This window comes from Macrococcoides bohemicum (genome assembly GCF_016865215.1).
GTDB lineage: Bacteria > Bacillota > Bacilli > Staphylococcales > Staphylococcaceae > Macrococcoides > Macrococcoides bohemicum.
On the sequence record NZ_CP054482.1, the window covers coordinates 1,914,190 to 1,937,248 of the forward strand.

General features: G+C 34.7%; 24 protein-coding genes and 1 pseudogene. 6 read left to right on the plus strand and 19 right to left on the minus strand.

Going from position 1 to position 23,059, the window contains the following annotated elements; all coding sequences use genetic code 11:
* Positions 1 to 10: 10 nt before the first annotated feature.
* Positions 11 to 1,039: a YihY/virulence factor BrkB family protein gene (locus HT586_RS10065; RefSeq protein ID WP_203545722.1), complete on the plus strand. Its 1,029-nt coding sequence runs from the start codon at positions 11 to 13 to the stop codon at positions 1,037 to 1,039.
* 19 nt (positions 1,040 to 1,058) lie between these two features.
* Positions 1,059 to 1,631: a beta-class carbonic anhydrase gene (locus tag HT586_RS10070; RefSeq protein WP_203545723.1), complete on the plus strand. Its 573-nt coding sequence runs from the start codon at positions 1,059 to 1,061 to the stop codon at positions 1,629 to 1,631.
* Positions 1,632 to 1,678: 47 nt separating this feature from the next.
* Here the strand turns inward: HT586_RS10070 and HT586_RS10075 are convergent, their stop codons facing one another.
* The 5 genes from HT586_RS10075 to map form a co-directional block, all read right to left on the minus strand.
* Positions 1,679 to 2,302 (minus strand): response regulator transcription factor, encoded by a 624-nt coding sequence (locus tag HT586_RS10075; protein WP_203545724.1) that lies wholly within the window; start codon positions 2,300 to 2,302, stop codon positions 1,679 to 1,681.
* 1 nt (position 2,303) lies between these two features.
* Entirely contained in the window at positions 2,304 to 3,326 is a 1,023-nt protein-coding gene (locus HT586_RS10080) for a sensor histidine kinase (RefSeq protein ID WP_096075933.1), read from the minus strand.
* The gene (liaF, locus tag HT586_RS10085; protein ID WP_203545725.1) at positions 3,323 to 4,018 is read right to left on the minus strand and encodes a cell wall-active antibiotics response protein LiaF; all 696 of its coding nucleotides are present in this window, start codon (positions 4,016 to 4,018) and stop codon (positions 3,323 to 3,325) included. The genes HT586_RS10080 and liaF overlap by 4 nt, the downstream gene beginning before the upstream one ends.
* A gap of 15 nt (positions 4,019 to 4,033) precedes the next feature.
* The gene (locus HT586_RS10090) at positions 4,034 to 4,384 is read right to left on the minus strand and encodes a hypothetical protein (RefSeq protein ID WP_133354912.1); all 351 of its coding nucleotides are present in this window, start codon (positions 4,382 to 4,384) and stop codon (positions 4,034 to 4,036) included.
* Positions 4,385 to 4,486: 102 nt separating this feature from the next.
* Positions 4,487 to 5,242, minus strand: a complete 756-nt coding sequence (map, locus tag HT586_RS10095; RefSeq protein ID WP_188018438.1) for a type I methionyl aminopeptidase — start codon at positions 5,240 to 5,242, stop codon at positions 4,487 to 4,489.
* Positions 5,243 to 5,409: 167 nt separating this feature from the next.
* On the opposite strand from map, the gene HT586_RS10100 reads away from it, so the two are divergent.
* On the plus strand, positions 5,410 to 6,405 hold the full coding sequence (locus HT586_RS10100; protein ID WP_096075929.1) for an FUSC family protein: 996 nt from the start codon (positions 5,410 to 5,412) through the stop codon (positions 6,403 to 6,405).
* 29 nt (positions 6,406 to 6,434) lie between these two features.
* Here HT586_RS10100 and scdA read toward each other — a convergent pair whose 3' ends face one another.
* From scdA to murT, 4 genes are all read right to left on the minus strand, one after another.
* Positions 6,435 to 7,112, minus strand: coding sequence for an iron-sulfur cluster repair di-iron protein ScdA (gene scdA / locus HT586_RS10105; RefSeq protein ID WP_096075928.1), 678 nt, complete (start codon positions 7,110 to 7,112; stop codon positions 6,435 to 6,437).
* 68 nt (positions 7,113 to 7,180) lie between these two features.
* On the minus strand, positions 7,181 to 8,314 hold the full coding sequence (locus tag HT586_RS10110) for a TIGR04053 family radical SAM/SPASM domain-containing protein (RefSeq protein WP_203545726.1): 1,134 nt from the start codon (positions 8,312 to 8,314) through the stop codon (positions 7,181 to 7,183).
* Between the two features lie 181 nt (positions 8,315 to 8,495).
* Positions 8,496 to 9,224, minus strand: a complete 729-nt coding sequence (gatD, locus tag HT586_RS10115) for a lipid II isoglutaminyl synthase subunit GatD (protein ID WP_096075926.1) — start codon at positions 9,222 to 9,224, stop codon at positions 8,496 to 8,498.
* Positions 9,217 to 10,536 (minus strand): lipid II isoglutaminyl synthase subunit MurT, encoded by a 1,320-nt coding sequence (murT, locus tag HT586_RS10120; RefSeq protein WP_203545727.1) that lies wholly within the window; start codon positions 10,534 to 10,536, stop codon positions 9,217 to 9,219. The genes gatD and murT overlap by 8 nt, the downstream gene beginning before the upstream one ends.
* Before the next feature lie 176 nt (positions 10,537 to 10,712).
* Between murT and HT586_RS10125 the strand changes: the two genes are divergently transcribed.
* Complete coding sequence (locus tag HT586_RS10125) at positions 10,713 to 11,216, plus strand: ferritin (protein ID WP_111715848.1); 504 nt, start codon at positions 10,713 to 10,715, stop codon at positions 11,214 to 11,216.
* A 219-nt stretch (positions 11,217 to 11,435) separates the two neighbouring features.
* Here HT586_RS10125 and HT586_RS10130 read toward each other — a convergent pair whose 3' ends face one another.
* Positions 11,436 to 12,521 carry a YkvI family membrane protein gene (locus HT586_RS10130; RefSeq protein WP_203545728.1) on the minus strand — a complete coding sequence of 362 codons (1,086 nt, stop codon included), beginning with the start codon at positions 12,519 to 12,521 and terminating at the stop codon, positions 11,436 to 11,438.
* Positions 12,522 to 12,676: 155 nt separating this feature from the next.
* Between HT586_RS10130 and HT586_RS12540 the strand changes: the two genes are divergently transcribed.
* Positions 12,677 to 13,576, plus strand: coding sequence for an exonuclease domain-containing protein (locus HT586_RS12540; protein WP_096075921.1), 900 nt, complete (start codon positions 12,677 to 12,679; stop codon positions 13,574 to 13,576).
* 9 nt (positions 13,577 to 13,585) lie between these two features.
* Here the strand turns inward: HT586_RS12540 and HT586_RS10140 are convergent, their stop codons facing one another.
* The 5 genes and pseudogenes from HT586_RS10140 to HT586_RS10160 form a co-directional block, all read right to left on the minus strand.
* Positions 13,586 to 13,801: a hypothetical protein gene (locus HT586_RS10140; RefSeq protein ID WP_096075920.1), complete on the minus strand. Its 216-nt coding sequence runs from the start codon at positions 13,799 to 13,801 to the stop codon at positions 13,586 to 13,588.
* A gap of 15 nt (positions 13,802 to 13,816) precedes the next feature.
* Positions 13,817 to 14,884: a DNA polymerase IV gene (gene dinB, locus HT586_RS10145; RefSeq protein WP_096075919.1), complete on the minus strand. Its 1,068-nt coding sequence runs from the start codon at positions 14,882 to 14,884 to the stop codon at positions 13,817 to 13,819.
* Between the two features lie 173 nt (positions 14,885 to 15,057).
* Positions 15,058 to 15,180 (minus strand): annotated as a pseudogene (locus HT586_RS10150) (hypothetical protein); the annotation flags it as partial.
* 272 nt (positions 15,181 to 15,452) lie between these two features.
* The gene (rlmD, locus tag HT586_RS10155; RefSeq protein WP_133354900.1) at positions 15,453 to 16,817 is read right to left on the minus strand and encodes a 23S rRNA (uracil(1939)-C(5))-methyltransferase RlmD; all 1,365 of its coding nucleotides are present in this window, start codon (positions 16,815 to 16,817) and stop codon (positions 15,453 to 15,455) included.
* Positions 16,818 to 16,896: 79 nt separating this feature from the next.
* Positions 16,897 to 18,771 (minus strand): 5'-nucleotidase C-terminal domain-containing protein, encoded by a 1,875-nt coding sequence (locus tag HT586_RS10160; protein WP_203545729.1) that lies wholly within the window; start codon positions 18,769 to 18,771, stop codon positions 16,897 to 16,899.
* Positions 18,772 to 18,820: 49 nt separating this feature from the next.
* Here HT586_RS10160 and HT586_RS10165 point away from each other — a divergent pair, with 49 nt between their 5' ends.
* Positions 18,821 to 19,639 (plus strand): glucose 1-dehydrogenase, encoded by an 819-nt coding sequence (locus HT586_RS10165; protein WP_096075916.1) that lies wholly within the window; start codon positions 18,821 to 18,823, stop codon positions 19,637 to 19,639.
* 38 nt (positions 19,640 to 19,677) lie between these two features.
* Here the strand turns inward: HT586_RS10165 and HT586_RS10170 are convergent, their stop codons facing one another.
* From HT586_RS10170 to HT586_RS10185, 4 genes are all read right to left on the minus strand, one after another.
* A complete protein-coding gene (locus HT586_RS10170; protein ID WP_096075915.1) occupies positions 19,678 to 20,631 on the minus strand; it encodes a diacylglycerol kinase in 954 nt (317 codons plus the stop codon).
* A gap of 12 nt (positions 20,632 to 20,643) precedes the next feature.
* Positions 20,644 to 20,832: a hypothetical protein gene (locus tag HT586_RS10175; protein ID WP_111746365.1), complete on the minus strand. Its 189-nt coding sequence runs from the start codon at positions 20,830 to 20,832 to the stop codon at positions 20,644 to 20,646.
* Positions 20,832 to 22,283, minus strand: a complete 1,452-nt coding sequence (locus HT586_RS10180; protein WP_096075913.1) for a helicase HerA-like domain-containing protein — start codon at positions 22,281 to 22,283, stop codon at positions 20,832 to 20,834. Before HT586_RS10180 ends, HT586_RS10175 begins: the two co-directional genes overlap by 1 nt.
* A gap of 98 nt (positions 22,284 to 22,381) precedes the next feature.
* Entirely contained in the window at positions 22,382 to 22,909 is a 528-nt protein-coding gene (locus HT586_RS10185; RefSeq protein WP_096075912.1) for a GrpB family protein, read from the minus strand.
* Positions 22,910 to 23,059: the final 150 nt, after the last annotated feature.

A 23,059-nucleotide genomic window follows, 5' to 3' on the forward strand; every position in this document is an offset into this window, starting at 1 on the left:
AGGTGGAAATATGTCGAAAGATAAAAAAAGCACCTCTAAATTTCTGACTCAGGCCGCTAAAGGTCCTGAGTCTAATAATTTGGAGGCTGAAGACAAAAACAAATTGTCTAACAAAGACGAGTATTACGTAAACAGTCAACGTTTTAAATCAAAACAAGCAAAAAAAGAAAATGAAACACTGTATGTTTCTAAAATTAACAAACCTGCAAAGTATAAGCATAACGGTAATTTCTTAAACAAATTATTATTTAGAATTGGGAAAGATGACGCTGCTGGATTATCAGCACAACTTGCTTATTATTTCTTATTGTCTTTATTCCCAATGTTAATCTTCTTATTAACATTAATACCGTTATTTAATGTTTCTCCTGATACTATTACGAATATGATTGCCAAGAACGCACCAGGAGAAACTTCAAAGATGATTACAGAAGTTATTACTGATGTCATGAAAAATGCAAACGGCGGCTTACTATCATTCGGTTTAATCGCTGCACTTTGGTCAGCATCTAACGGAATGACTGCGTTAATGAATGCATTCAATGTATCATACGAAGTTGAAGATGCGCGTAATCCAATCGTTGCTAAATTATTAAGTGTATTATTCACTGTAGTTATGGTTGTGGTATTCGGTGTGGCGCTTGCATTACCTGTATTCGGTGAACAAATTGGTAACTATTTATTCGGGCAGTTCGGTTTAGAATCACAATTTAAATGGGTATTTTCTTTAATTAAAGTATTACTTCCATTAATTATTACATTTATCGTGTTTGTTACACTTTACGCAATTGCACCAAATATAAAATTAAAGTTTAAATCTGTAATTCCTGGTGCATTATTTGCAACAATTGTATGGATTGGCGCAAGTTTCTTATTCGGTTATTATGTAAGTAACTTTGGTAACTACTCTAAAACATACGGCAGTATTGGAGGGGTTATCGTCTTAATGTTATGGTTATATTTAACTGGATTTATCATTATTATCGGAGCTCAAATTAATGCTATAATACATGAGAAGAAACTATCATCTCAGCAATAATAATGAAAGAGGGATTACATTGACTTTATTATCTAGTATGCTTGAATTCAACAAAAATTTTGTAGAGAATAAACATTATGAGCAATATGCGTCTTCTAAAGTCCCAGCGATGAAAGCTGTACTGTTAACGTGCATGGATACAAGATTACAGGAGTTATCAACTAAAGCACTTGGCTTAAAAAATGGTGATGTAAAAACTGTTAAAAATGCAGGTGCTACAATTACTCATCCTTATGGATCTACTATGCGTAGCTTACTTGTAGGTATCTATGCATTAGGTGCTGAAGAAATCATTATTATGGGTCATAAAGACTGTGGTATGGGTGCTCTTGACGTTGATAAAGTAAAATCAACGATGATAGGCCGAGGTATCAAACAAGAAGTGATGGATACTATCATTCATTCCGGTATTGATGTTGATCATTTTCTTGGTGGGTTTAACGATGTTTATGAAAACGTCCGAGAAAACGTTAAACTCGTATACAACCACCCGCTTTTCGATCGCTCAGTACCAGTGCACGGCCTCGTAATCGAACCGCATACAGGTGAAGTAGAATTACTGGTTAATGGATATGATCATGTAGAAAAATAACCTTTTAAAAAGAGTGAAATGCTTATTACAGCATTTCACTCTTCTTTTTATTCAATTAAATCATGCTGGAATGCATAGATGACCGCCTGTGTTCTGTCCTGTACTTCTAATTTACTTAAAATATTACTCACGTGAGTCTTAACTGTTTTAATTGTAATATGGCTAGCATCAGCGATTTCCTGATTAGAATATCCTTTTGCAATGAGTAAAAGGATTTCCTTTTCACGTTCAGTAAGCATTTCATGCAGTTCAGCTTTTTGATTCAGACGATATCTCATCTTAGCCATTACTTCTTTTTCAAATACTGATTCACCAGCATATGTCTTATAAATCGCATCACGAATTTCTTCTGCGCTGCTTGTTTTAAGAATATAACTGTCTACACCAGCATCTAAAGCGCGATAAACTTCCTTATCTTCGATAAAACTTGTCAGCATAATCACTTTTACTTTAGGCATCCTGGCTTTAATTTGAATCGTCGCTTCAATACCATCCATTTCATCCATTACCATATCCATCAATACAATATCCGGAGAAAGCGTTAAGGTTTTTTCAATCCCTTCTTTGCCGTTACTCGCTTCTCCAACAATTTCGATATTCTCCTGCATGGATAAATAACTTGAAATACCGATTCTAACCATTTCATGGTCATCTACAAATAAAATGCGCATGTTATTCCTCCTTGATCGGGACTTTTACTTCTATTCGAGTGCCTGACTGTGGTGCTGAAATAACGTGACAAGTACCACCAATCTCTAAGGCTCTTTCTTTCATCGTATGTAACCCGTACCTCGTATCATCTATTTGATTAATGTCAAAACCTAAACCATCATCAGTTACTCTCAATATAACTCGGTTACCTGCTCTAAATAATTCAATCGTAATATTTTCAGCTTTAGCATGTCGTAACGTATTGGATATTGACTCCTGAGCAATTCGGAAAAGATGATCTTCTACACCTTTTTCAAGTTTAATCTCTTCAATATCCGCATTGATATTTAATGGTATCTTTTGCTTCAATTCTTTAATAAGCTGTATTAATCCTTGTTCTAACGTTTTGTTTTTTAAACCGACTGGTCTTAAATGTAATAGCAACGCTCTCATTTCTAATTGTGATTCATGGAGCATCTTCTCTAATAGATTAAGTTGTTTGCTTACCTGTTCAGCATGATTTGCTGATTTTAAAGCAGATAGCATCATACTTGCCGCAAAAAGCTGCTGACTTACCGAGTCATGTAATTCTCTTGCAAGTCGCTGACGCTCCTCTTCTACAATTTGCTTCACAGTCTCTTCGTTTAATGTATGAACATCATTGATTACAAGCTGATTTTGACGTTTAACGTCTTCGATGATTGTACTTACATTTTCTAAAGTTTTCATGATTTCAATAACTTCTAGATCCTGATTTAAATTATCCAGCGTAATCTTCTCACCGTCACCAAGACGCGATATCATTTCCTGAATATCCGAGTATTGCTCATTTTGGCGATATGCAAGTATCGAACCCATAATAATACAGGCGAGTATTACGATAACATTTAAAAACAGTATAGCCGGTACTCCAACGATTTGTGTATAAAACATGCCTTGAAAGTAGATGATATTTACAAAAATACGATCTAGCAAGAAAAATATTACGGCTAGACTATAGGTAAGAATCAATAAAGATCCAATCATTCTCGTATAGTTATTCATCGGTACTGCACCTCTAAATCCCCTACTATAGATGATACAAAAAGTTTGATCACCACATTGTTAGGATATGCATCTGATTCGTAGGTCAATCTTTCATTTCGTGCCTTCTTAGTATACGCATCCTGAATATTAAGTTGGCCATACATCGTTGTATAATCCACTTTTACTTGGTAGTGATAAGGTATAGTAATAGTAGTTTTACCAATCATATTGCGCACAACTACAATATTAATCTCTTTTAGATTTGCTGCCTGACTTAAATCAATATTTAAATCACCAATCGCATGCTGCAAATTAATATCTTCAAATTTATACACTTTGTCTGGTGTGGACTGAAAGCTAAACAAAGATTGTTTATTGATGATCATCTTATTATTTTCTGTCTGGATGACTTTCATCGGCTGACGTTTATAGATAATATATCTGATTGCAACGATAATAATAAAACTAAACAAGACGATTAAAGTATATGGATTAGATAGTAAACCAAACATCAACATGATTAATCCAATCCACAAAATGATAAGTCCGCGCAGATTTTCTTTCATGTTCTGGCTTAAGTAAATCAATGCAATTGCTACAACAATAACAAGCAGCATCCCAATTTTCACAAAGAATATATAATACAGGTTCGATAACAATATCAATGTAAAAAAGATGATTAATAACTCTGAGCTAACAATTTGTTTCACATATACACTTCCTCTTTATTTTACATTGGATAATAATAATATTTCATATTGTATATTTCTTTTTTCTTCTTCTAAGTTTAACAGTAATGATTCAATTTCATCAATATCATTATCAATCGTATTAAGTTTATTGATTAAAGGTTGACGATTGTTCTTTAAATGGTCTGTCGGTTTAATTTCATATGTTTCAAGCGTAATTTGTAGTTGTTCTTTCTCAGAAGTTAACAACTTTATTTCATTTTGTTTTATGTTTTTCAATCCATTAATATCGGCTAATCGTTTATAGGCAGTTGCCGTTCTAAAGTACATAAAGTTCTGAACGCAGGCTTTGACAGTATTGTTTAAGTAATGTTTTATCTTTTGCATATTCATACCTCATTCGTTACGTAGTATCATCATTATAAAAAAAATTCCACAAACATATAAGCGTCTGTGGAATGATTATTGACTACAACTAAAGTAGTATGATTAATCTTCTAATTTTGTAAGTAGCAATGGACCATCTTTTGTAACGACTAGTGTATGCTCGATTTGTGCGACAAAACTTCTATCTTTCGTCTCAAATGCCCACTCATCTTTACCGTCAGAAACAATTGTTGCTTTAGAAGAGATGAAAGGTTCAACAGCTAATACCATACCTTCTTTTAACAAAGTTTTATCCATTGGATCATAGTAATTCATAATATGCTTTGGTTCTTCATGTAAACTTTTACCGATACCATGTCCAGTTAGGTTTTTAATAACTGTTAAGCCATTTTTACGTGCTGTAGCGTTTACTGCACGTCCGATATTACTTAGTTTAGCACCAGGTTTAATCTTCGTCATCGCTTCATTAAACGCCATTTCAGCACAATCCACTACTTTTTGTTTCATAGGGTCATTAACCTCACCTACAACAAATGAAATACCTGTATCTGCATAATAGCCATCTTTACATGCAGATACATCGACATTTACTAAATCTCCATCGTTGATAACACGTGGTCCCGGAATACCATGTGCTACCTCTTCATTTACACTAATACATGTGTATCCTGGAAAGTCATATTCAGTGATTGGCGCTGATTTAGCACTGTGCACCTCAAATAATTCTTTGGCAATATTATCAAGTTGTTTAGTTGTCATACCAGGTTTCGCCTGTTTCTTAAGTTCATCACGTATAAGTGCTACAATACGTCCAATTTCTTTAAGTCCTTGTAAATCTTTTTCTGATGTTACGATCATGTTTATCTCTTCTTTCACTTAAATTTATTCATATGATATGTGTAAATATCGATTAATTTCATACGAAAGTATTGATTAATTTGATTAATAACCATATCATATATTCGTCACTGTTTATTATAACAAAGATTAAGCAGTATACTACTTTTAAAAATTGGAATGATGAAATGAAAATAAAATGGACGAAAAAATTAATCGGTGCCCGAACGATTAAAACCGGGCTTGCAACCTTTTTAACTGCAGTAATATGTCAATTTTTTAATTTACCACCGATATTTGCAGTTATTACTTCAATCGTATCGATAGAACCGACAGCTCGCGCTTCTTTGAAGAAAGCATTTGTCAGATTTCCAGCTTCTATACTCGGGGCATTTATCGCTGTAATGAGTACATACTTTTTAGGAGACAGTGCTTTAAGTTATAGTATCGCTGCAACACTGACTTTGTTTGTATGCTATAAACTAAAGTTATATGATGGCATGCTTGTTGCCAGTCTTACTGCAGTAGCTATGGTTCCTAATATTCATCAGGATTTTGCATTTAACTTCTTTTCAAGACTAGCTACAACAACGATTGGTTTAACGACAGCAACTGTCGTCAATTTCTTTGTATTACCACCAAAGTATCATATGCAGATTGCGAGTCTTATGGATATATTGGAATCAAAGTTAATGTCTATGCTTGTAAGGCGTTCGACTGAAATCAATGCTAATCTTGCTGATTTAAGCGGCACATTGCCAATCATGGAGCAAACAAATAAATTAATCGCTAAGATTGATACTTTACTGGCATACGAAAAAGAGGAACTACATTTTCATAAAAATTTAGAAATTGAGTACGAATTGACAAAGTTACGTCATCGACTTGATGTTAACCGTCTCATTCAACTGCATATCAATCATATGATACTCATTCCAAATGGGACGACCTTTGAAATGACAATAGAAGAAAAGAAAGCACTTAATGAATTAATGAAAGCTTTTGAGTCATTCGGTAAAGATCGCTCTTACCATCCCGATAAACCTTCGCTGAGTTTACTTAAAAACAGTGTGAAGCATTTAACTGAATTTGATGATAATCAAATGAAAAGTCATTACATTTATGAATTGCTGATGATAAACAGATTACTGAATGATCACCCAAACAAAAAGAAACAAGTCTAATTATGACTTGTTTCTTTTTGTTTGATTATCTATTTAATTCTTTCAAATAACACGTTATTTTCCAGATGTACATGTTGGAAAGTATCACGTTCAAGCATTGCTAAACGTTGGTATACAACTCTAAATGTACCACAAGCATCCATCGGCGGAGTAAAGTCGGATGTCATTTCACGCATGCGTTTTAAAATATTACCTGCACCATCATGTTCTGTTTCAAGTTCAGCAATATGAGGTGCAAGTTTAGTCTTTAAATCATCTGTCGGATTGTTTGTATATTCGATGACAAGAGGAAATACATTTTCATCTTCATCTTTTGTGTGTTCTATTAATTCATCTCGTAACTTCATCGTCAATTCCTTTAATTCTAGTAAATGTGGATGACGTTCACCATGCACTTTTGCTACTTTCGTTACATAAGGCATTAAGTTCTTAAATTCTTCTGCAAGTGGTTTATGATATTTATTTTGAATGTAATTGATAAGCGCTGCATTATCTAAATACTGTACATCAAGCGTTCCATCACCACCATTATCTAAAGCGTTAATTTCTTCTAATAGTGCATCAAGCGGCTTACTTTTTTCGTTGATAGCCTCTGATAACGGGATATTACCTCCACAGCAGAAATCGATACGGTTACTTCTAAAAATATCTGCTGATTTAGGCGATTGCTTTACGATATCTGAAACGAGCATTTCTTTAGTGATCATGTTTTTTTCCTCCGATTAATTTTAATTTTTGTTTATTGATTCATTTTATATAAGCATTTTTACTTTTTTTAATTAACTGCTTTCAGCTTTCTTTGATGTTGTATCCAGGCTTTAGGTTGATATACACAGAAAGGCTCCGATTCCATTAAATCTCCTGTTACGGCGTATGCACGACTTCTTGAACCCCCACATACATATCTGAATTCACACATCCCACATTTACCTTTGAATAGATCAGGGTTCCGTAAGTTTTGTAATATTGGTGCGTTTACGTATATATCACTGAGTGGTTTTTGTCGAATGTTTCCACATGAAACAGGAAGCAGGCCACTCGGATAAACGTGTCCTAAATGTGATACAAATACAAAGCCATTACCATCATTGACACCTTTAGGGGCACGACCTAATCCATCAATTGTATTGATATCCATCGTTGTTAAACTGTCTTCATATTTAATTGCATCAAACGTCCCAGCTTTTTTCATTTCACGAATCTGTTCCTGAAGCACGACGCGTCGATAATGTTGCGCAGAAGTCGTCTTAATACCAAATGAAGCTGTCTTACGTAATTTGTTTAAGAAACGAAATACTTCTTCGTGTTGTGCAGGTGTGACCATATCACTTTCTTTTCCGCGACCCGTAGGAACTAAGAAGAATACTGACCAAAGTACACATCCTAAATCTTCAACCATCTGAGCCATCTCTTCTAAATAATCGATATTATAACGACTAATCACCGTGTTAATTTGTAATGGCATCTTTAATTCTTTTAAATATTGAATCGCGTTCATCGTTAAATCAAAGCTACCTTCTGTTCCCCTGAAGTGATCGTGGATTTGTTTGTTCGGTCCATCAATACTGAATGCCCAACGAGATAAACCGACATCTTTTGCACGCTGCATATTTTCTTTCGTGACATTTGGTGTGGCACTCGGTGTCATTGAAACGCGAACGCCTTTTTCAACTGCATACGCTGACAATTCGAAAATATCTTCTCTCATCAAAGGATCGCCACCGGTAAATACAAGCATCGGCCCATCCATCTGTGCAATATCATCAACCAATGCTTTACCTTCATCCGTCGTTAATTCATATGGATTTCGATCAATTTGTGCTTCAGCCCTACAATGCAGGCAATGTAGTTCACAAGCACGTGTTACTTCCCAGATGACGATAAATGGTTTCTCGTTATAATCTATCAAACAAACCCCTCCCCGAAACTTATAAGTCGATTATACACCCAAAAGATATATTTTAAATACATCTTTAAAAGAGTTTGATAATTTGTCACAAGATTGTTGGGCGATTTCAGTATAGACTCGGCCCAAATCAATAGAAATGGGGCGGTTCCACAATAGAATCGCCCCATAACAATTTTATATTTTATTTCTTGTCTTCCATTAATCGCTTTACAATAACTTGTTTCGCCGCTTCTTCCACACTATTATCGAGAAATACTTCAGGAAATGTCATACCGATACGCTCACATGCCTGTTTCAGAAGATAATCTGTAATCTCATGGTTTTTCGGTAAAATCGGCCCATGTAAATACGTTCCTAATAAATTCTTGTAATGAATGCCTTCTTTTTTATCCGTGTCGTTATTACCATAACCACTGACAACATTACCTAATGTATTGTAATCATGATATGTTCTCCCACCATGATTTTCAAAGCCAACGATTTGACCGAATGTTTCAGATTCAATCACGATATTTCCTGTTAAACGGTCTTTCTTAGATTCAGTATAGAAATCCAAAATATGTAGCCCTTTTATTTCCTGGCCATCTGGCGTAATATATTTTTCACCTAAAAATTGATAGCCACCGCAAATCGTTAGTGCTGGCATACCATCTTCGATTGCTGCTTTAAAATCATCTTTAACACGGAACAGATCATCAGTAGCAATCTTTTGTTCGCGGTCACTCCCTCCACCGATAAACAATATATCCGCATCGCTGATCTTAATGCCTTGTGTCGTATTAATATCTGTAACATTTACTTCCAGCCCACGCCATTTAGCACGTTGTTTCAATGCGATAATATTTCCGATATCTCCATATAAATTCAACTTATCCGGCATAAAGTGAAATACTTCAATTGCTCTATTCATTTCCTTTACCTCCTTCAAAGAATTGATTTAATGCCTGATGCATCGGTTCTAAAGACGTATAGTTTGGAATACACACTGTGTACTCAGATCGTTTCAATATTGTATGCGTTGCTTCTTTAATATTTTGGTTCACATGAATTTCAGCATCAATTTCTGCATACTTCAATCGCAATGCAACTTCTTCAGCTCGATTTCCTGTACACATAATATAAGGTATATTTTGACGTGCTAACTTTTCAAAATCAGCATCCCAAATCCATGAAATATCACGTCCGTCTGCACCATTATCATTTAATGCGATTAAATAGGATTTCTCACCTTCAATTTTTTCACCGACAGATAAGCTCGCATTCAATCCAGCTGGGTTCTTCGCTAAATTGATAATGGCTTGTTTGTTTCCTTTTTCAAAGTTTTGCATACGCCCATTATCGCTTGTGTACGTTAAAAATCCTTTTTCAATAGATTTGTCATTTAATCCGAGTTCACGTAAAACTGCGTAAGCTGCAATGATATTGAACACGTTAAAGTCGCCTGCAATCTTCATATTGAATGTATGTCCGTTAATCGTCGGATTTAAGAATGGTGTCTCAGTTAATGCTTCAACTTCATATTTCGGTGTGTTTCGACTAAAGTCACACGTACAAGAATAATGTCCAATCTGATTATAATGAATCCAATCATAATGCAGCATTTTACCGCAATTTGGACAATATTTACTTTCAATCATTGAACTTTCTTCAAAGTTATGAATATGATCTTTCATACCATAATATGTAACTTTATTACTAGCAATCTTTAAGCGTGAAACAAACGGATCATCTGCGTTTAAAATCAGCTCAATGCCTCGTCCTTTTATGTTTTCAGCGATTCTATCAACTAATATGTCTATCTCACCAAAACGGTCCATCTGATCACGGAAGAAATTCGTAAACACCATCTTTGTCGGTGTCATTTCTTTTAGTACTCGCGGGATAGATCCTTCATCGATCTCAATAATCGCTAGTTTTGTATCTTTTGAAGATTGTACGATAAAACTTGATGTAATGCCGGCAGCCATGTTGGCACCTTCTGTATTATGAATAATATTAATATTATTTTGTTTCAATGTATGCCCGATTAAATTACTTGTCGTCGTCTTCCCGTTCGTCCCTGAAATAAAGACCACTTCATCAACTTCAGCACTTAGTTTCTTTAATATTTGCGGATCAATTTTACGCGCAATCTGACCTGGTAAATCTGTTCCGCGTTTACCTGCCATAATGCTTAATCGTCGTGCAGCTTTCGCTAAATTTTTAGCAGCAAATTTTTTCATAGTAACCTCCTGATTTCAACAATTTATTATATCATTTCATAAATAATTAGTATAAATATTTGTCACGAATAAATATAAAGACTATAAAATATTCCCCTTCATCCCATGGATATTATTATCTAATCTTTTTACATTATATTATAATGAATTTATCTTAGAAAATGGAGGGAATAAAGATGTTATCAACAGAATTGACTGCCGCATTAAATAAACAGATGAACGAGGAATTCGCAGCAGCACATGCATACATGGCAATGGCTGCATATTGTGCTAAAGAAAGTTATGACGGGTTTGCTAACTTTTATGAACAGCAAGCTGCTGAGGAAAGATTCCATGGTACAAAAATCTATAATTATTTAAATGACCGCGATCAACATGCCAAGTTCTCAGAAATCCCTGCACCAAAGACAGAATTTTCAAGTGTTTTAGATACCTTTGAAGCAGGACTTGCACAAGAACAACAAGTGACTGCAAACTTTTACAATTTAGCGGAACTTGCTAAGAATGATAAGGAATTCTCAACGATCTCGTTCTTAAACTGGTTCTTAGACGAACAGGTTGAGGAAGAAGCGATGTTTAAAAAACATATCGATTACATCAGACGTATTAAAGATGATGCAAATGCGTTGTATTTATATGAGAAAGAATTAGGTAAACGCAACTTTAGTGAAGAAGAATAATCTGTTATACGCATTATTTGCTGGTGTATTCTTTAAAGAACATCAAGCACTTGTGTTACTTAGCCTTTATAAGTTCTTTAAGAAATCTCTAAAGCCGGTAAGTGCAACAGTTGTGATTTAAATGACAGCTGTGGTTGTGATAATCTTCATCAAATTAATTTTGATAACATAAAGAAATAAAGAAGAGAAACGAGATATAAAAATTCTCGTTTCTCTTCTTTATCTTTCAATATAGTTTTTCTTATTATCAAAATGAAATTTTATTGGTGCAATTAAGATTACTAATATCAATAGATAATTTAAATTTCCTAATATCGGATAGACTTTATTTACGAGCTTTGTGAAACCTACAAAACTTAATCCGAATCCGGCAAGTGTTGAAATAATATAAAATATTTTAAAACTTTTAGTATCCACAATTGTAAATCTAGCTGAAAATGAATAAAACATACTTAATGCCGTATTAAATATCATAGCGAAAATAATTACTGACATTACAATTCCTAAAATCGGCGAAATTTCATTTACAATACCTAACATAGGTAGTGGTAAATCTTTTACGACTTCAATTTTAGCAAAGATTGCTAAATGACTTAAAATAATTAATATTCCAAGTACTAATCCCCCCAATAATCCTCCGATAGCTGCGGCTCTTTTATTATTTTCTGCACCACCTATAACGATTGCCATAGCTGCACCTAATCCAATATTCATTGAAACATAATTAGCACCAGCTATAATCCAATGAGGAAACGGTGATTGAACACTTGTAGCTACTTTATCTAAAGTTCCATATGGTGTATCTAATGTAATAACACAATATACTGAAATTACTAAAATCATTAAGACTAGAAATGGTGTAACGTAACCAATAATCTTTACAATAAAATCAATTTTTAGCATTCCAGCAATAATTACAACTATTGCCATTAAAGCTGTACCATATACTGATGGGATTCCAAATTGTTGTTCTAAGTTAGATCCTGCCCCTGCTAACATTACAACTCCAAAACTAAATAATGTAATGATAAGAACTATATCGATTGTCCATGACAAAATCCTTCCTATAACAGGATAATTTGTGAATTTTTTTATCACAATCTTGTGGTCATCAGCATTTGTTTTACTTCCTGCCCATACAAGTACCATACCGATATAACTAAATAGAATAGTTGATACAATTCCTCCTAATATTCCCATAGTTCCAAAGCTAGTGAAGTATTGCAATATTTCCTGACCTGATGCAAATCCCGCACCTACAATAACGCCTATAAATGCACTACTAATTTTAAAAACTTTCTTCATTTTTTCCTCCCTGATTAAATAAAAATTGTTTTAAAATTGCTTTTTAACTTAAATATATTGTAATATTCAGTCATATTATTAATTGTATTCCCTATTTTTTTAAAAAATATATATTTTAATAAAATTGTACAATGTGATGTAAAAAGGAGTTAACAATGAATTCATTTATAGCATTAGATTTTGAAACAGCTAATGGTAATCCTGCTTCAATTTGTAGCGTCGGTATGGTAAAAGTAATCGATAATATGATGACTGAAACCTTTTACACATTAGTAAATCCTGAAACATATTTTAGCGCATCTAACATTCAGGTACACGGTATACACGCAGATGACGTTCAGGACGCACCAACCTTTAAACATGTTTATCCATACATGCTCGATTTTATCGGTGAACTTCCGGTTGTGGCACATTTCGCGCAATTTGACATGAAAGTATTACATGCCTCTATAAATAAATATCATTTCGATATGCCAAAACTGCCATATTTCTGTTCGGTCATTATGGCGAGAGATACGATAAAGAATCATAGTTATAGTTTAAAGAATATGATGGCCTATTATAAACTGGATTTCCACGGGCATCACCATGCATTAAACGACGCTAAGGCATGTGCTATGATTACAGTCAGATTGCTGAAACATTATACAGACCTTGAAGAATACTTTTCAACGAAACGCCGAAAAAAATATATCAAAAGCATTTCGACTACTACGAAAAACCAAAGCATGTCACGCTATCATCGCGAACTAAGCAGTATAAAATCTACTACAGCAGTAATTGACAAGAGCCATCCTTTTTACGATAAACAAATTGCAATTACAGGAACACTTCATAAAACAAGAAAACATATTGTGCAATATATCGTTGATAACGGTGGTAGTTATACAGATGAAATCGAGCAGGCAGACATATTAATCAGAGGAAGACAAAAGTCTGATAAACCCTCTAAAAAAGAAGGGGTCGCCCGTAATAAAATTGCTTTAGGGCACGATATTACAATTATGAACGACGATAAATTACAGCAGATGATCGCCTTTTATCAATCGATATAAAAAACACGACTACTTCTTATGTGTAGTCGTGTTATTCTTTATAGTCTTTTTAATGTTATGACGGTTCACTGGTCGTTCTAATTTATGATCAATCCAGAATAAAAATCCTGCAACTAAAATAATACCGATAAGCGGTAACACTTTAAAGCCGTGTTCTACCGTTTCCATAATATACATCATAATGAGAAGTGCGGTTATACCAATGATTGCAAATTTAAATTTCATAATACTTCCTCATTTCTAAAGAAAATCATATATCGTAAGATTTTCATACACTTTATTTTTTAAATTACCCACAGAGACGCCTACTAAACGTATATTGTTAAACTCCTCTTTAAGGTCAGTATATAATAACACAGCTGTATTATAAATGGTATCAGCTTGATCTGTAAAGTCTAATATTTTTGTTTGTTTTGTATGTGATTCAAAGTCACTAGTTTTTATTTTGACGGTAATCGTATCACTTACTTTATTTAAATCCTGAAGTTTTAATGCCACTTTTTCTGAGTGCGTACGCATTGTCTGTAATATAAATGCTTCATCCTGAACATCGTGAGAAAATGTTGATTCCTTACCAATCGATTTTCTTACTCGGTCCATATTTATTATGTCAGAACCAATACCCCGAGCTTTTTGATATAAACTACTACCTTTCTTACCGAATAATTCAATTAATTCAAGTTCAGATTTATCACGTAAATCTTTGCCGTTCATTATCTTAAGTCTTTGCATCTTCTCCTCTGTCACTTTCCCTACACCAGGAAATTCACCGATGGGAAGTTCAGCTAATATTTGTTCAACATTTCCGTAATGGATAACCGTTAAACCATTCGGCTTATTCATACCGGAAGCAATCTTTGCTAAAAATTTATTATAAGAAACACCAGCTGAACATGTAAGATTTGTAGCTGTCAGAATATCTCTTTTAATAAAAGCTGCAATTTGACTTGCACCAAGATCTTTACGTACAAGATGTGTTATATCTAAATACGCTTCATCTAGTGATACCGGTTGTACAATATCAGTGTAGCCTTTAAATATCGACATAATTTGACTCGACACTTCTTTATATACATCAAATCTAGGACTTACATAATAACCGTCTGGGCACAACTGATGTGCACGAGCAGTAGGCATCGCACTATGCACACCAAATTTACGCGCTTCGTAACTCGCCGTTGCCACAACACCACGATTACGACTCTTACCACCAACAATGACAGGTTTACCTTTTAGGTCAGGATTATCCCGCTGCTCAACTTGTGCATAGAAAGCATCCATATCGATGTGAATGATTCTTCTCTCCATATTATCACTTCTTTAGTTTTCTAGTACTTTAATTATATATGAAAAGTGCGGGAGAAGATAATTCGGGATACTTCCGTGTGGAAGTGATTGTATTTCATTAATACTACCACTTGCGAAAACAGCCACATAACAAAAAACACAGACTACAAAAGTCTGTGCTTTAATAACTATATTTATTTCAGTCTCGCATCTAAACCATATTGATACGGTACACTTAAATGTTCTCTCAACGTTTTACCTTCATAATCTTTATGGAAGACACCACGTTCCTGTAAAATCGGAACAACTTCATCTAAAATCGTGCTATAAAAACTTTCAACAAAAAAAGCCCTGTTTCCAGAGCTTCCAAAAATCAAGTACTTACTTCGTAAGTCTAACTACGACCTCGTCAGTAGCTTGCTGCCAATCATACTTCGGCGTTGCCTTGTCTTCTTGGGCAAGCCTTGCATGGGTTTCCATAAGACTTACTTCGTAAGTCTAACTACGACCTCGTCAGTAGCTCGCTGCCAATCATACTTCGGCGTTGCCTCGTCTTCTTGGGCAAGCCTTGCATGGGTCTCCATAAGACCTACTTCGTAAGTCTAACTACGACCTCAGTATGTGCTGTTTGCGGGAATAAGTCGACTGGTTTTACTGTTTCTAACTTGTATCCTGCGTCTGCAAATTTACGGCAGTCACGCGCACATGTTGATGGGTTACAGCTGACATAGACGATCTTTTTAGGATTTTGTGCAATTAATGTCTGAATAAAGTCATCGTCTAATCCTTTTCTTGGTGGATCGACTACTGCTACATCAAACTTAACGCCTTCCTCGCTCCACTTCGGTAGGATTTCATCTGCTGCGCCTGTCTCAAAATGTACATTATCAATGCCATTCATCTTAGCGTTCTGTTTCGCCATCTTAATAGATTCATGCACAATTTCCATCGCATAGACCTGTTTCGCCTGCTGTGCTAACGCTAAAGAAATCGTCCCTATACCACAATATGCGTCCAACACTGTTTCAGTACCATTTAAATCTGCTGCTTCTAAAGCTAATTGATACAACGCTTCTGCTTGTGGTGTATTCACCTGGAAGAATGAGTTTGGCGATACTCTGAATTCTAGTCCTAACATCTTATCAGTATAGTACGGTGTACCGTGTAGTACTGTATTGTTGCGTCCTAATATCACGTTACCTTCTTGGTTATTAAAGTTTAATACAACACTTTCAACATTTTCGATTTCATTCACGATATCATGTGTAATTGATTCGATGTTTTGCAGACGTTTTTTATTCGTCACTAATATGATCATTAATTGTCCTGTATAATGGCCACGTTTCACTACGATATGACGGATTTCACCGTTATGGTTACGCTCATTATATGGCACAATATCATATTTACGTAATATATCTCTTACTTTCACAATCGCTGCATCGATTTCTTTATGCTGAATATAGAAATTCTCAACAGGCACAAGTTGATGACTGTTCTTTCTGAAGAATCCTGTCTCAAGCATGCCATTAACAGTTCTTACTGGAATCTGTGCTTTATTTCGGTATTCATAAGGTACTTCCATCCCTACAGTTTCAGCTACTTTTACACCTTTAAACTTACCTAATCGTTCAAACGCGCTTTCTACTAAATGCTGTTTGAACTTTAATTGAGCTGGATACGATAAATGTTGTAATGTCATCGTTCCAATTTGTCGACCAACAATATCTTTTTCCGCTACACGGTCCGGGCTTTCCGTCTGTACTGAAACAAGACGTGCAAATCCAAATGTCTTACCGACTTTCATCACTTTAATCGTTACGTCTTCTCCTGGTAATGCGCCTTCAACGAAAAATGGATAATCGTCAATCTTAACAACACCAGATCCTTCATGCGTTAAGTCTACTACTGTCCCTTGTAATTCGTCATTTTTGTTAAATTTAATTTGTTTCATATTTTCTCCTAATGTTTTATTTCAAAATATTGATAAGACACAATGATTTCGAATGTGTTACTAAGGTATCGTCTTATCCTTATGTTAATGCTGTATTAAGTTCGTAAATTAAATAGTCATCGTCGTATGTTTCTGTTGGCGTAATCCCTGGTTGCAAATATGCTGATCCTTTTGGACTTGATTTAAATTTATATATTCCATCCTGTAAAAACGTAAATGGTCTTGTTGGTTGAAAATCAACCCCAAATCTTTTTATATAATCAATAATAATTTGTCTAATTTCAATATCTTCTAATTGTATCTTAGTCACTGAGGCATCATTTAATATTGGACAAAAGTTTGTACGATAATCTGTCGTTAGCACTGTAAATTGCTGTTCATCAGTTACAGGTTGATTTAAATAGGTTAAATCTTTAATACGATACGTGTCATTTATTTTCTCACCTACACTACTGTACCGTGCTTCTCGTGATAAGTCTATACAATAGTTTAAATCATAGAAGATATCCATGTTATAACTTGGAAATCCAGGTGATGTTGATTTATTATCTTTAAGCATATATTCACTATCTGTTGTATTGAAGCAAGATACGCTCCATTCGACCCACTCTCGTAAGATGCGACCAGAAACATTTACTGCTGACATCTTATTTGGAAAGCGATAAATATTAATTGCATCTTTAAGTGTTAGTTCACCACTGTCAATTTCGATATAATCATTTACCCCATCTCTTCCAGCTTTAATTGGTGCACTTGTTGATATAATATTTGAGCTTGCTAGTTTGAGCTGATGATTGCCAATCATTTGTTCAATTGCATATTTAACTGCTTTAGCTATTACTTCTACAACAGTGCTCGTACCAATTTGCGCAAAATAACTATCGTGATGGCGCTCAGTCATGCCAATGGGTTGTTTTATGTAATCTAACACACCCTGATGCGCAGTTTGATTTACATCTATAAAATGTGTATTAATTTCCACATCACTTGATTTTAATTCGATAACGTTACTTTTACCGTTCACAATCTTAAAGCCTTGTTCTGTTTTCTCGAGCGCAAGGTCTATTCTTCCAAGATGGCTTGCAAAACATACAGGCTGGACACCATAAGCATGAAATACACGCCCATTCTCATTATCGACATCTGGAATATTCACATAGTCAGGTCCAGGAAATTGCTGATGTGTATGACCGAACACAAACGCATCGACTGCTTCAATCTGTGCCAAGCGATATACCTGATTTTCAATGCCTTTCATATTTTCTAATTGTTCTTGATCTAACCCTGTATGCATTAATGCGATGACAATATCACATCCAAATGCTTTTAACTGATTGCTATATTGATACAATGCGTCATACATATCTTCAACAATTACACGATCCGTTAAATGGTCTTCATCCCATTTCATAATTTGCTCAGGTACGATACCTGTTATACCGATTTTTACCGTTGTTCCATCTTTATATGACTTTTCAACGATATGGAAAGGCGCAACAACGAAGTCACCATTGCTATATTTCACATTACAATTGACTAATGGAAACAATGCCTGACGATTGGCTTTATCTAAATATTCAAGTCCATAATTAAATTCATGGTTACCTAAAGTGCCAGCATCATAGCCTATCTCATTCATCATATTGATTGCAGGATGAATTGCTGGACGCATTTCTGCTGCATAATCTGCCATAATATTTCCTTGTAGTATATCACCGTTATCTACAACAACTGTTGCAACATCAATCTTTTCATTAGCTGCTTTAATCGCTTCAATCTTGCTGCCAGCAAGAATTAATCCGTTAATTTTCAGATCACTTTCTAAAAAATAATCATATAAACTAATATGACTATGTGTATCTGTCGTTGCTAATATCGATAATCTATACATATGTGCGCCACCTTTCACATTTATTTTATTAGAAATTGAATAGAATGTCATTTTTTCTATCATAGATTAATCTTGTAAATTACGGGTATTGAATCAAAAAGGGAGTGACTTTATGTATAACGATTTAACAGGAAAAGTGGCTATTATTACTGGCGGGGCATCAGGTATAGGAAGAGCAACAGCCATACGCTTTGCAAAAGAAGGCATCAACGTAGTTATCAACTATCGTTCTCGCGAAGTTGAAGCAAATGAACTTGTCAATATCGTAAAAGAGATTGGTGTCGATGCACTTGCAATAAGAGCAGATACTACAAATAAAAATGAAATGGAAAGTCTAGTAAAGCAGACAATCGATCATTTCGGCGCATTTCATATTATGGTAAATAATGCTGGTATTCAGTCTGATATACCAAGCCATACGATGCCCATTGATGAGTTTGATAAAGTAATTGATGTTAATCTTCGTGGTACATTTATCGGTTGTCAACTGGCGCTAAAGCATTTTATGGATCGCAAATTTAAAGGCAGTATCATTAATATTTCAAGTGTTCATGAAATCATTCCATGGCCACATTACGCACACTATAGTGCAAGTAAAGGTGGCGTAAAATTAATGACGCAAAGTTTAGCGTTAGAATATGCGCGCGTTCAAATTCGTATTAATAATATCGCCCCTGGCAGCATCAATACACCGATAAATGCTGAGAACTTTAAAACACCTGAAGCAAAACGTGATGCTGATTTATTTGTCCCTATGGGTTATGTTGCCGAACCAGAAGAAATTGCTAGTGTAGCAGCATTTTTAGCCAGCAAGGAGAGTAAATATATTACAGGTCAAACGATTGTGGCAGATGGTGGACTAAGTCTTTATCCTTCACATCGTAATTTCGAATACGATGAATTATTAGAATCGTTTACAGATGAAATTTAAATAAAAACTGCTTTCTCGCATTGAGAAAGCAGTTTTTATTATTCTTTTTCAAGGTCTTGCTTATATTGAATGATAATCTCATTTTCTTTATCTGGATGTAATTTATCTAACTGACTATATACATTGATATGTCTTTCTAAATTCACAAAATGCGCCGGTAGTATCCCACCAAACTCACCGTCAACATTGAGCTGTACTTTTTCAAAAGACGATACTTTTATATCTTTCGCTTTTATATAATGTACTTTCGGATGTTTAATGTGATCCCCACGTGAAGCAAGTGAGAATACATGTCCGAATTCAGCAAAATTTACTTTTTCTAAAAATAATAAAGTAAAGTATCCATCATTTATCGATGCGTTCGGTACTAACTTTTCAAATCCACCTACAGAGTTCGTCAATCCGATTAAAAATAACATCACTTCACCACTAAATACCTTACCGTCATATTCAATACGAATATCCGTCGCCTTTATTTCCGGCAACATCTCTAAACCTTTAATATAGTATGCTAAAGGCCCTAGCACAGTCTTAAGTTTGCTCGGCGCTTCATAACTTACTTCAGTAATCTTACCACCACCTGCAATGTTGATAAAATAACGATTGTTCATCTTACCTACATCAACCGGTACAGTGTTTCCTTCTATAATCACATCTACTGCTTGTAAAATATCTTTCGGAATGAGCAATGCTCTACCGAAATCATTTACTGTACCCATCGGTATTACACCAATATTCGGTCGATATTCCTGTTCAGCAATACCGTTTATTACTTCATTAATCGTCCCGTCACCACCCGACGCAATAATAAGATCAAAGCGATCTTCTACAGCTTGTCGCGCCGCTTGTATCGCATCACCTTCTGCTTTTGTTGCGTAGGCACTCGTTTCATACCCTGCATCTTCTAGCTTAATTAATACATCAGCCAATGACTTCTTAAATAATTCTCGTCCTGAAGTTGGATTATAAATAATTCTCGCTCTTTTTCTCAAAAAGCACACCACCTATTTCTTCTCTTTTAAAAATCCACGGTCTTTCAAATACATTCTAAATAGAATAAATGTTACAATCACGATACATACTTGTACACCTTTAATAAATATTTCGTTATTCTGGACAGTAGGTGTCATCAATACAATCACCAATGAAATATTAATTGCGATGAGTACAATATAAATCCATCCACTTTTCATCATCGTTTTCTCCCGCCGAATATATTTCGTACAATTTCACGACCGATTTGTCGACCTACACTAGTAAGTACACTTGTCGCAACTTTTTGTAATTCTGATTTTGGTTTTCTTTTTTCAGCTTTTACAGTTTTATCTTGTAATTTTGCTTCAGCTGCCTTTTCCTTTTCAACTTCTAATTGCGCAAACTTTTCCTGTAACAATTCATATGCACTTTCTCGGTCGATTGCTGTGCCGTATTTCGCTTGATAAGGATTTTCTGTAAGTACAGTTTGTTTAACGGTACTATCGATAACGCCTATCTTACTTTCAGGTGGTCGTATAAAGGCACGTTCTACAATGCTAGGTTGACCTTCTTCATTTAAACATGATATTAATGCTTCACCTGTCTTTAATTCACCGATAACAGCTGCCACATCCAGTTCCGGATTTTGTCTGAATGTTTCAGAAGCACTTTTCACTGCTTTCTGATCTCGTGGTGTAAATGAACGTAATGCATGCTGTATACGGTTACCAAGTTGTCCTAACACTTCATCAGGTAAATCTATTGGATTTTGAGTAATGAAATACACCCCTACACCTTTAGATCGTACAAGACGAACGACTTGTTCAACTTGCGTAACAAATGATGCTGGTGCATCTTTAAATAGTAAATGTGCTTCATCAAAGAAAAATACAAGTTTCGGTTTATCTAGATCACCAACTTCAGGTAATTCCTCAAACAATTCTGTTAATAACCATAAAAGGAAAGTTGAATAAAGTACGGGTTTTGTAAATAAGTTATTCGCCATAAGCACATTGATAATGCCTTCACCGTCAGGACTTACTTCCATAAAATCAGTTAAGCTTAAAGCAGGTTCACCGAAAAAGTTCTCAGCACCTTGTGATTCAAATGATAACAGTTTACGTTGAATCGCTCCTACTGATTGTTTTGTAATATTTCCATATTTACTGCTATATTCAGATGCATTATCCGCCATTTCTTTCAGTAAAGATTGTAAGTCTTTTAAGTCTAATAGCAATAACCCATTGTCATCACTAATTTTAAATGCGATATCTAAAATACCAGATTGCGTATCGTTTAATTCTAATAAACGCGCTAAAAGCATCGGTCCCATTTCAGAGATTGTTGCTCTAACTGGTGCGCCATCAACGCCAAATATATCCCACAAACGAACAGGATAACTTCTCGGCTGGTAATCTGTAATATTTAAGTCTTTTAATCGTTGTTCAATTTTTTCATTTAATGTCATCGGTTCAGCGATACTTGCCAAGTCCCCTTTAATATCTGCCAAAAACACCGGTACACCTGACTTTGAAAATTGTTCTGCTAAAACTTTTAATGTTACAGTTTTCCCTGTACCCGTTGCACCAGCTATCAATCCGTGACGATTTGCCATTTGTAATTGTAAAGTTATATCATTTATGTTTTTCGCAATATTTACTGTCGTCATCCATATCCCTACCCTTTTTATTTTGCATAGTTACTATTTATTTTACAATAATCTATATATTATGCAATTTTGACAGAAAAAAAGGCTAAGCAGAATGCTTAACCTCTTTTCGCTTCATACCAGCGAAGTGCTTTTGCTTCTAATTTCAAAATATAGTCATTCTTCGTTACATTATAAGTGTTGAAGTCATTTCTATATTGCACTGCTTGTTGCATCTTAAATTTGGCATATGCCAGACGTTCAAGTTTATGTTCACGTAAATAGTCTCTTAATGCGAGTCTTCTTGTAATTGCATTAAAGTTTGTTCTTTCAATCATCGTTACATAGAACGTCAGTTGATTTTTCTTTGCTACAAAGAGTCTGCACTGTTCATCAGTCATCTCTTTTACTTCTACTTCTTTATAACCGATAGCCTCCATCTTATCTTTATATAAACTCACTTGTGATAAAGTTTTTACGATTGGTAATATATCTATCGTCTGATTACCAGGTAAATCTTTCACTGAAGTGCTTCCAAAATGATGAAGTTCAACGATTTCATTTCTGAAAATTTCTATCAGTTCTTTTGCCTCATGGATAAAAATCTGATGATAATCTTTTTCATTCCAAGGCGTATAATCAATCATAAATATCCTCCGATTCAGGAAATGATACCATCGACACTTATATAGAGATATTTTACCATATCAATTGTAGTATTACTATCTTATTTTAATCATTTTCCAATTTGTAATGTTCACAACTTAAATTACACTTTTAAAATATATTTACTTATA

Bases quoted from the DNA above. Each gene is read 5' to 3' on its own strand.
- HT586_RS10090 (WP_133354912.1), bottom strand. From the start codon at position 4,384: ATGCAAAAGATAAAACATTACTTAAACAATACTGTCAAAGCCTGCGTT.
- dinB (WP_096075919.1), bottom strand. From the start codon at position 14,884: ATGGAGAGAAGAATCATTCACATCGATATGGATGCTTTCTATGCACAA.
- rlmD (WP_133354900.1), bottom strand. From the start codon at position 16,817: ATGAAACAAATTAAATTTAACAAAAATGACGAATTACAAGGGACAGTA.
- HT586_RS10165 (WP_096075916.1), top strand. From the start codon at position 18,821: ATGTATAACGATTTAACAGGAAAAGTGGCTATTATTACTGGCGGGGCA.
- HT586_RS10180 (WP_096075913.1), bottom strand. From the start codon at position 22,283: ATGACGACAGTAAATATTGCGAAAAACATAAATGATATAACTTTACAA.
- HT586_RS10080 (WP_096075933.1), bottom strand. From the start codon at position 3,326: ATGAATAACTATACGAGAATGATTGGATCTTTATTGATTCTTACCTAT.
- murT (WP_203545727.1), bottom strand. From the start codon at position 10,536: ATGAAAAAATTTGCTGCTAAAAATTTAGCGAAAGCTGCACGACGATTA.
- HT586_RS10125 (WP_111715848.1), top strand. From the start codon at position 10,713: ATGTTATCAACAGAATTGACTGCCGCATTAAATAAACAGATGAACGAG.
- gatD (WP_096075926.1), bottom strand. From the start codon at position 9,224: ATGAATAGAGCAATTGAAGTATTTCACTTTATGCCGGATAAGTTGAAT.
- HT586_RS10160 (WP_203545729.1), bottom strand. From the start codon at position 18,771: ATGATAGAAAAAATGACATTCTATTCAATTTCTAATAAAATAAATGTG.
- HT586_RS10175 (WP_111746365.1), bottom strand. From the start codon at position 20,832: ATGAAAAGTGGATGGATTTATATTGTACTCATCGCAATTAATATTTCA.
- map (WP_188018438.1), bottom strand. From the start codon at position 5,242: ATGATCGTAACATCAGAAAAAGATTTACAAGGACTTAAAGAAATTGGA.
- HT586_RS10075 (WP_203545724.1), bottom strand. From the start codon at position 2,302: ATGCGCATTTTATTTGTAGATGACCATGAAATGGTTAGAATCGGTATT.
- HT586_RS10140 (WP_096075920.1), bottom strand. From the start codon at position 13,801: ATGAAATTTAAATTTGCAATCATTGGTATAACCGCACTTCTCATTATG.
- HT586_RS10185 (WP_096075912.1), bottom strand. From the start codon at position 22,909: ATGATTGATTATACGCCTTGGAATGAAAAAGATTATCATCAGATTTTT.
- HT586_RS10100 (WP_096075929.1), top strand. From the start codon at position 5,410: ATGAAAATAAAATGGACGAAAAAATTAATCGGTGCCCGAACGATTAAA.
- HT586_RS10130 (WP_203545728.1), bottom strand. From the start codon at position 12,521: ATGAAGAAAGTTTTTAAAATTAGTAGTGCATTTATAGGCGTTATTGTA.
- HT586_RS10065 (WP_203545722.1), top strand. From the start codon at position 11: ATGTCGAAAGATAAAAAAAGCACCTCTAAATTTCTGACTCAGGCCGCT.
- HT586_RS12540 (WP_096075921.1), top strand. From the start codon at position 12,677: ATGAATTCATTTATAGCATTAGATTTTGAAACAGCTAATGGTAATCCT.
- scdA (WP_096075928.1), bottom strand. From the start codon at position 7,112: ATGATCACTAAAGAAATGCTCGTTTCAGATATCGTAAAGCAATCGCCT.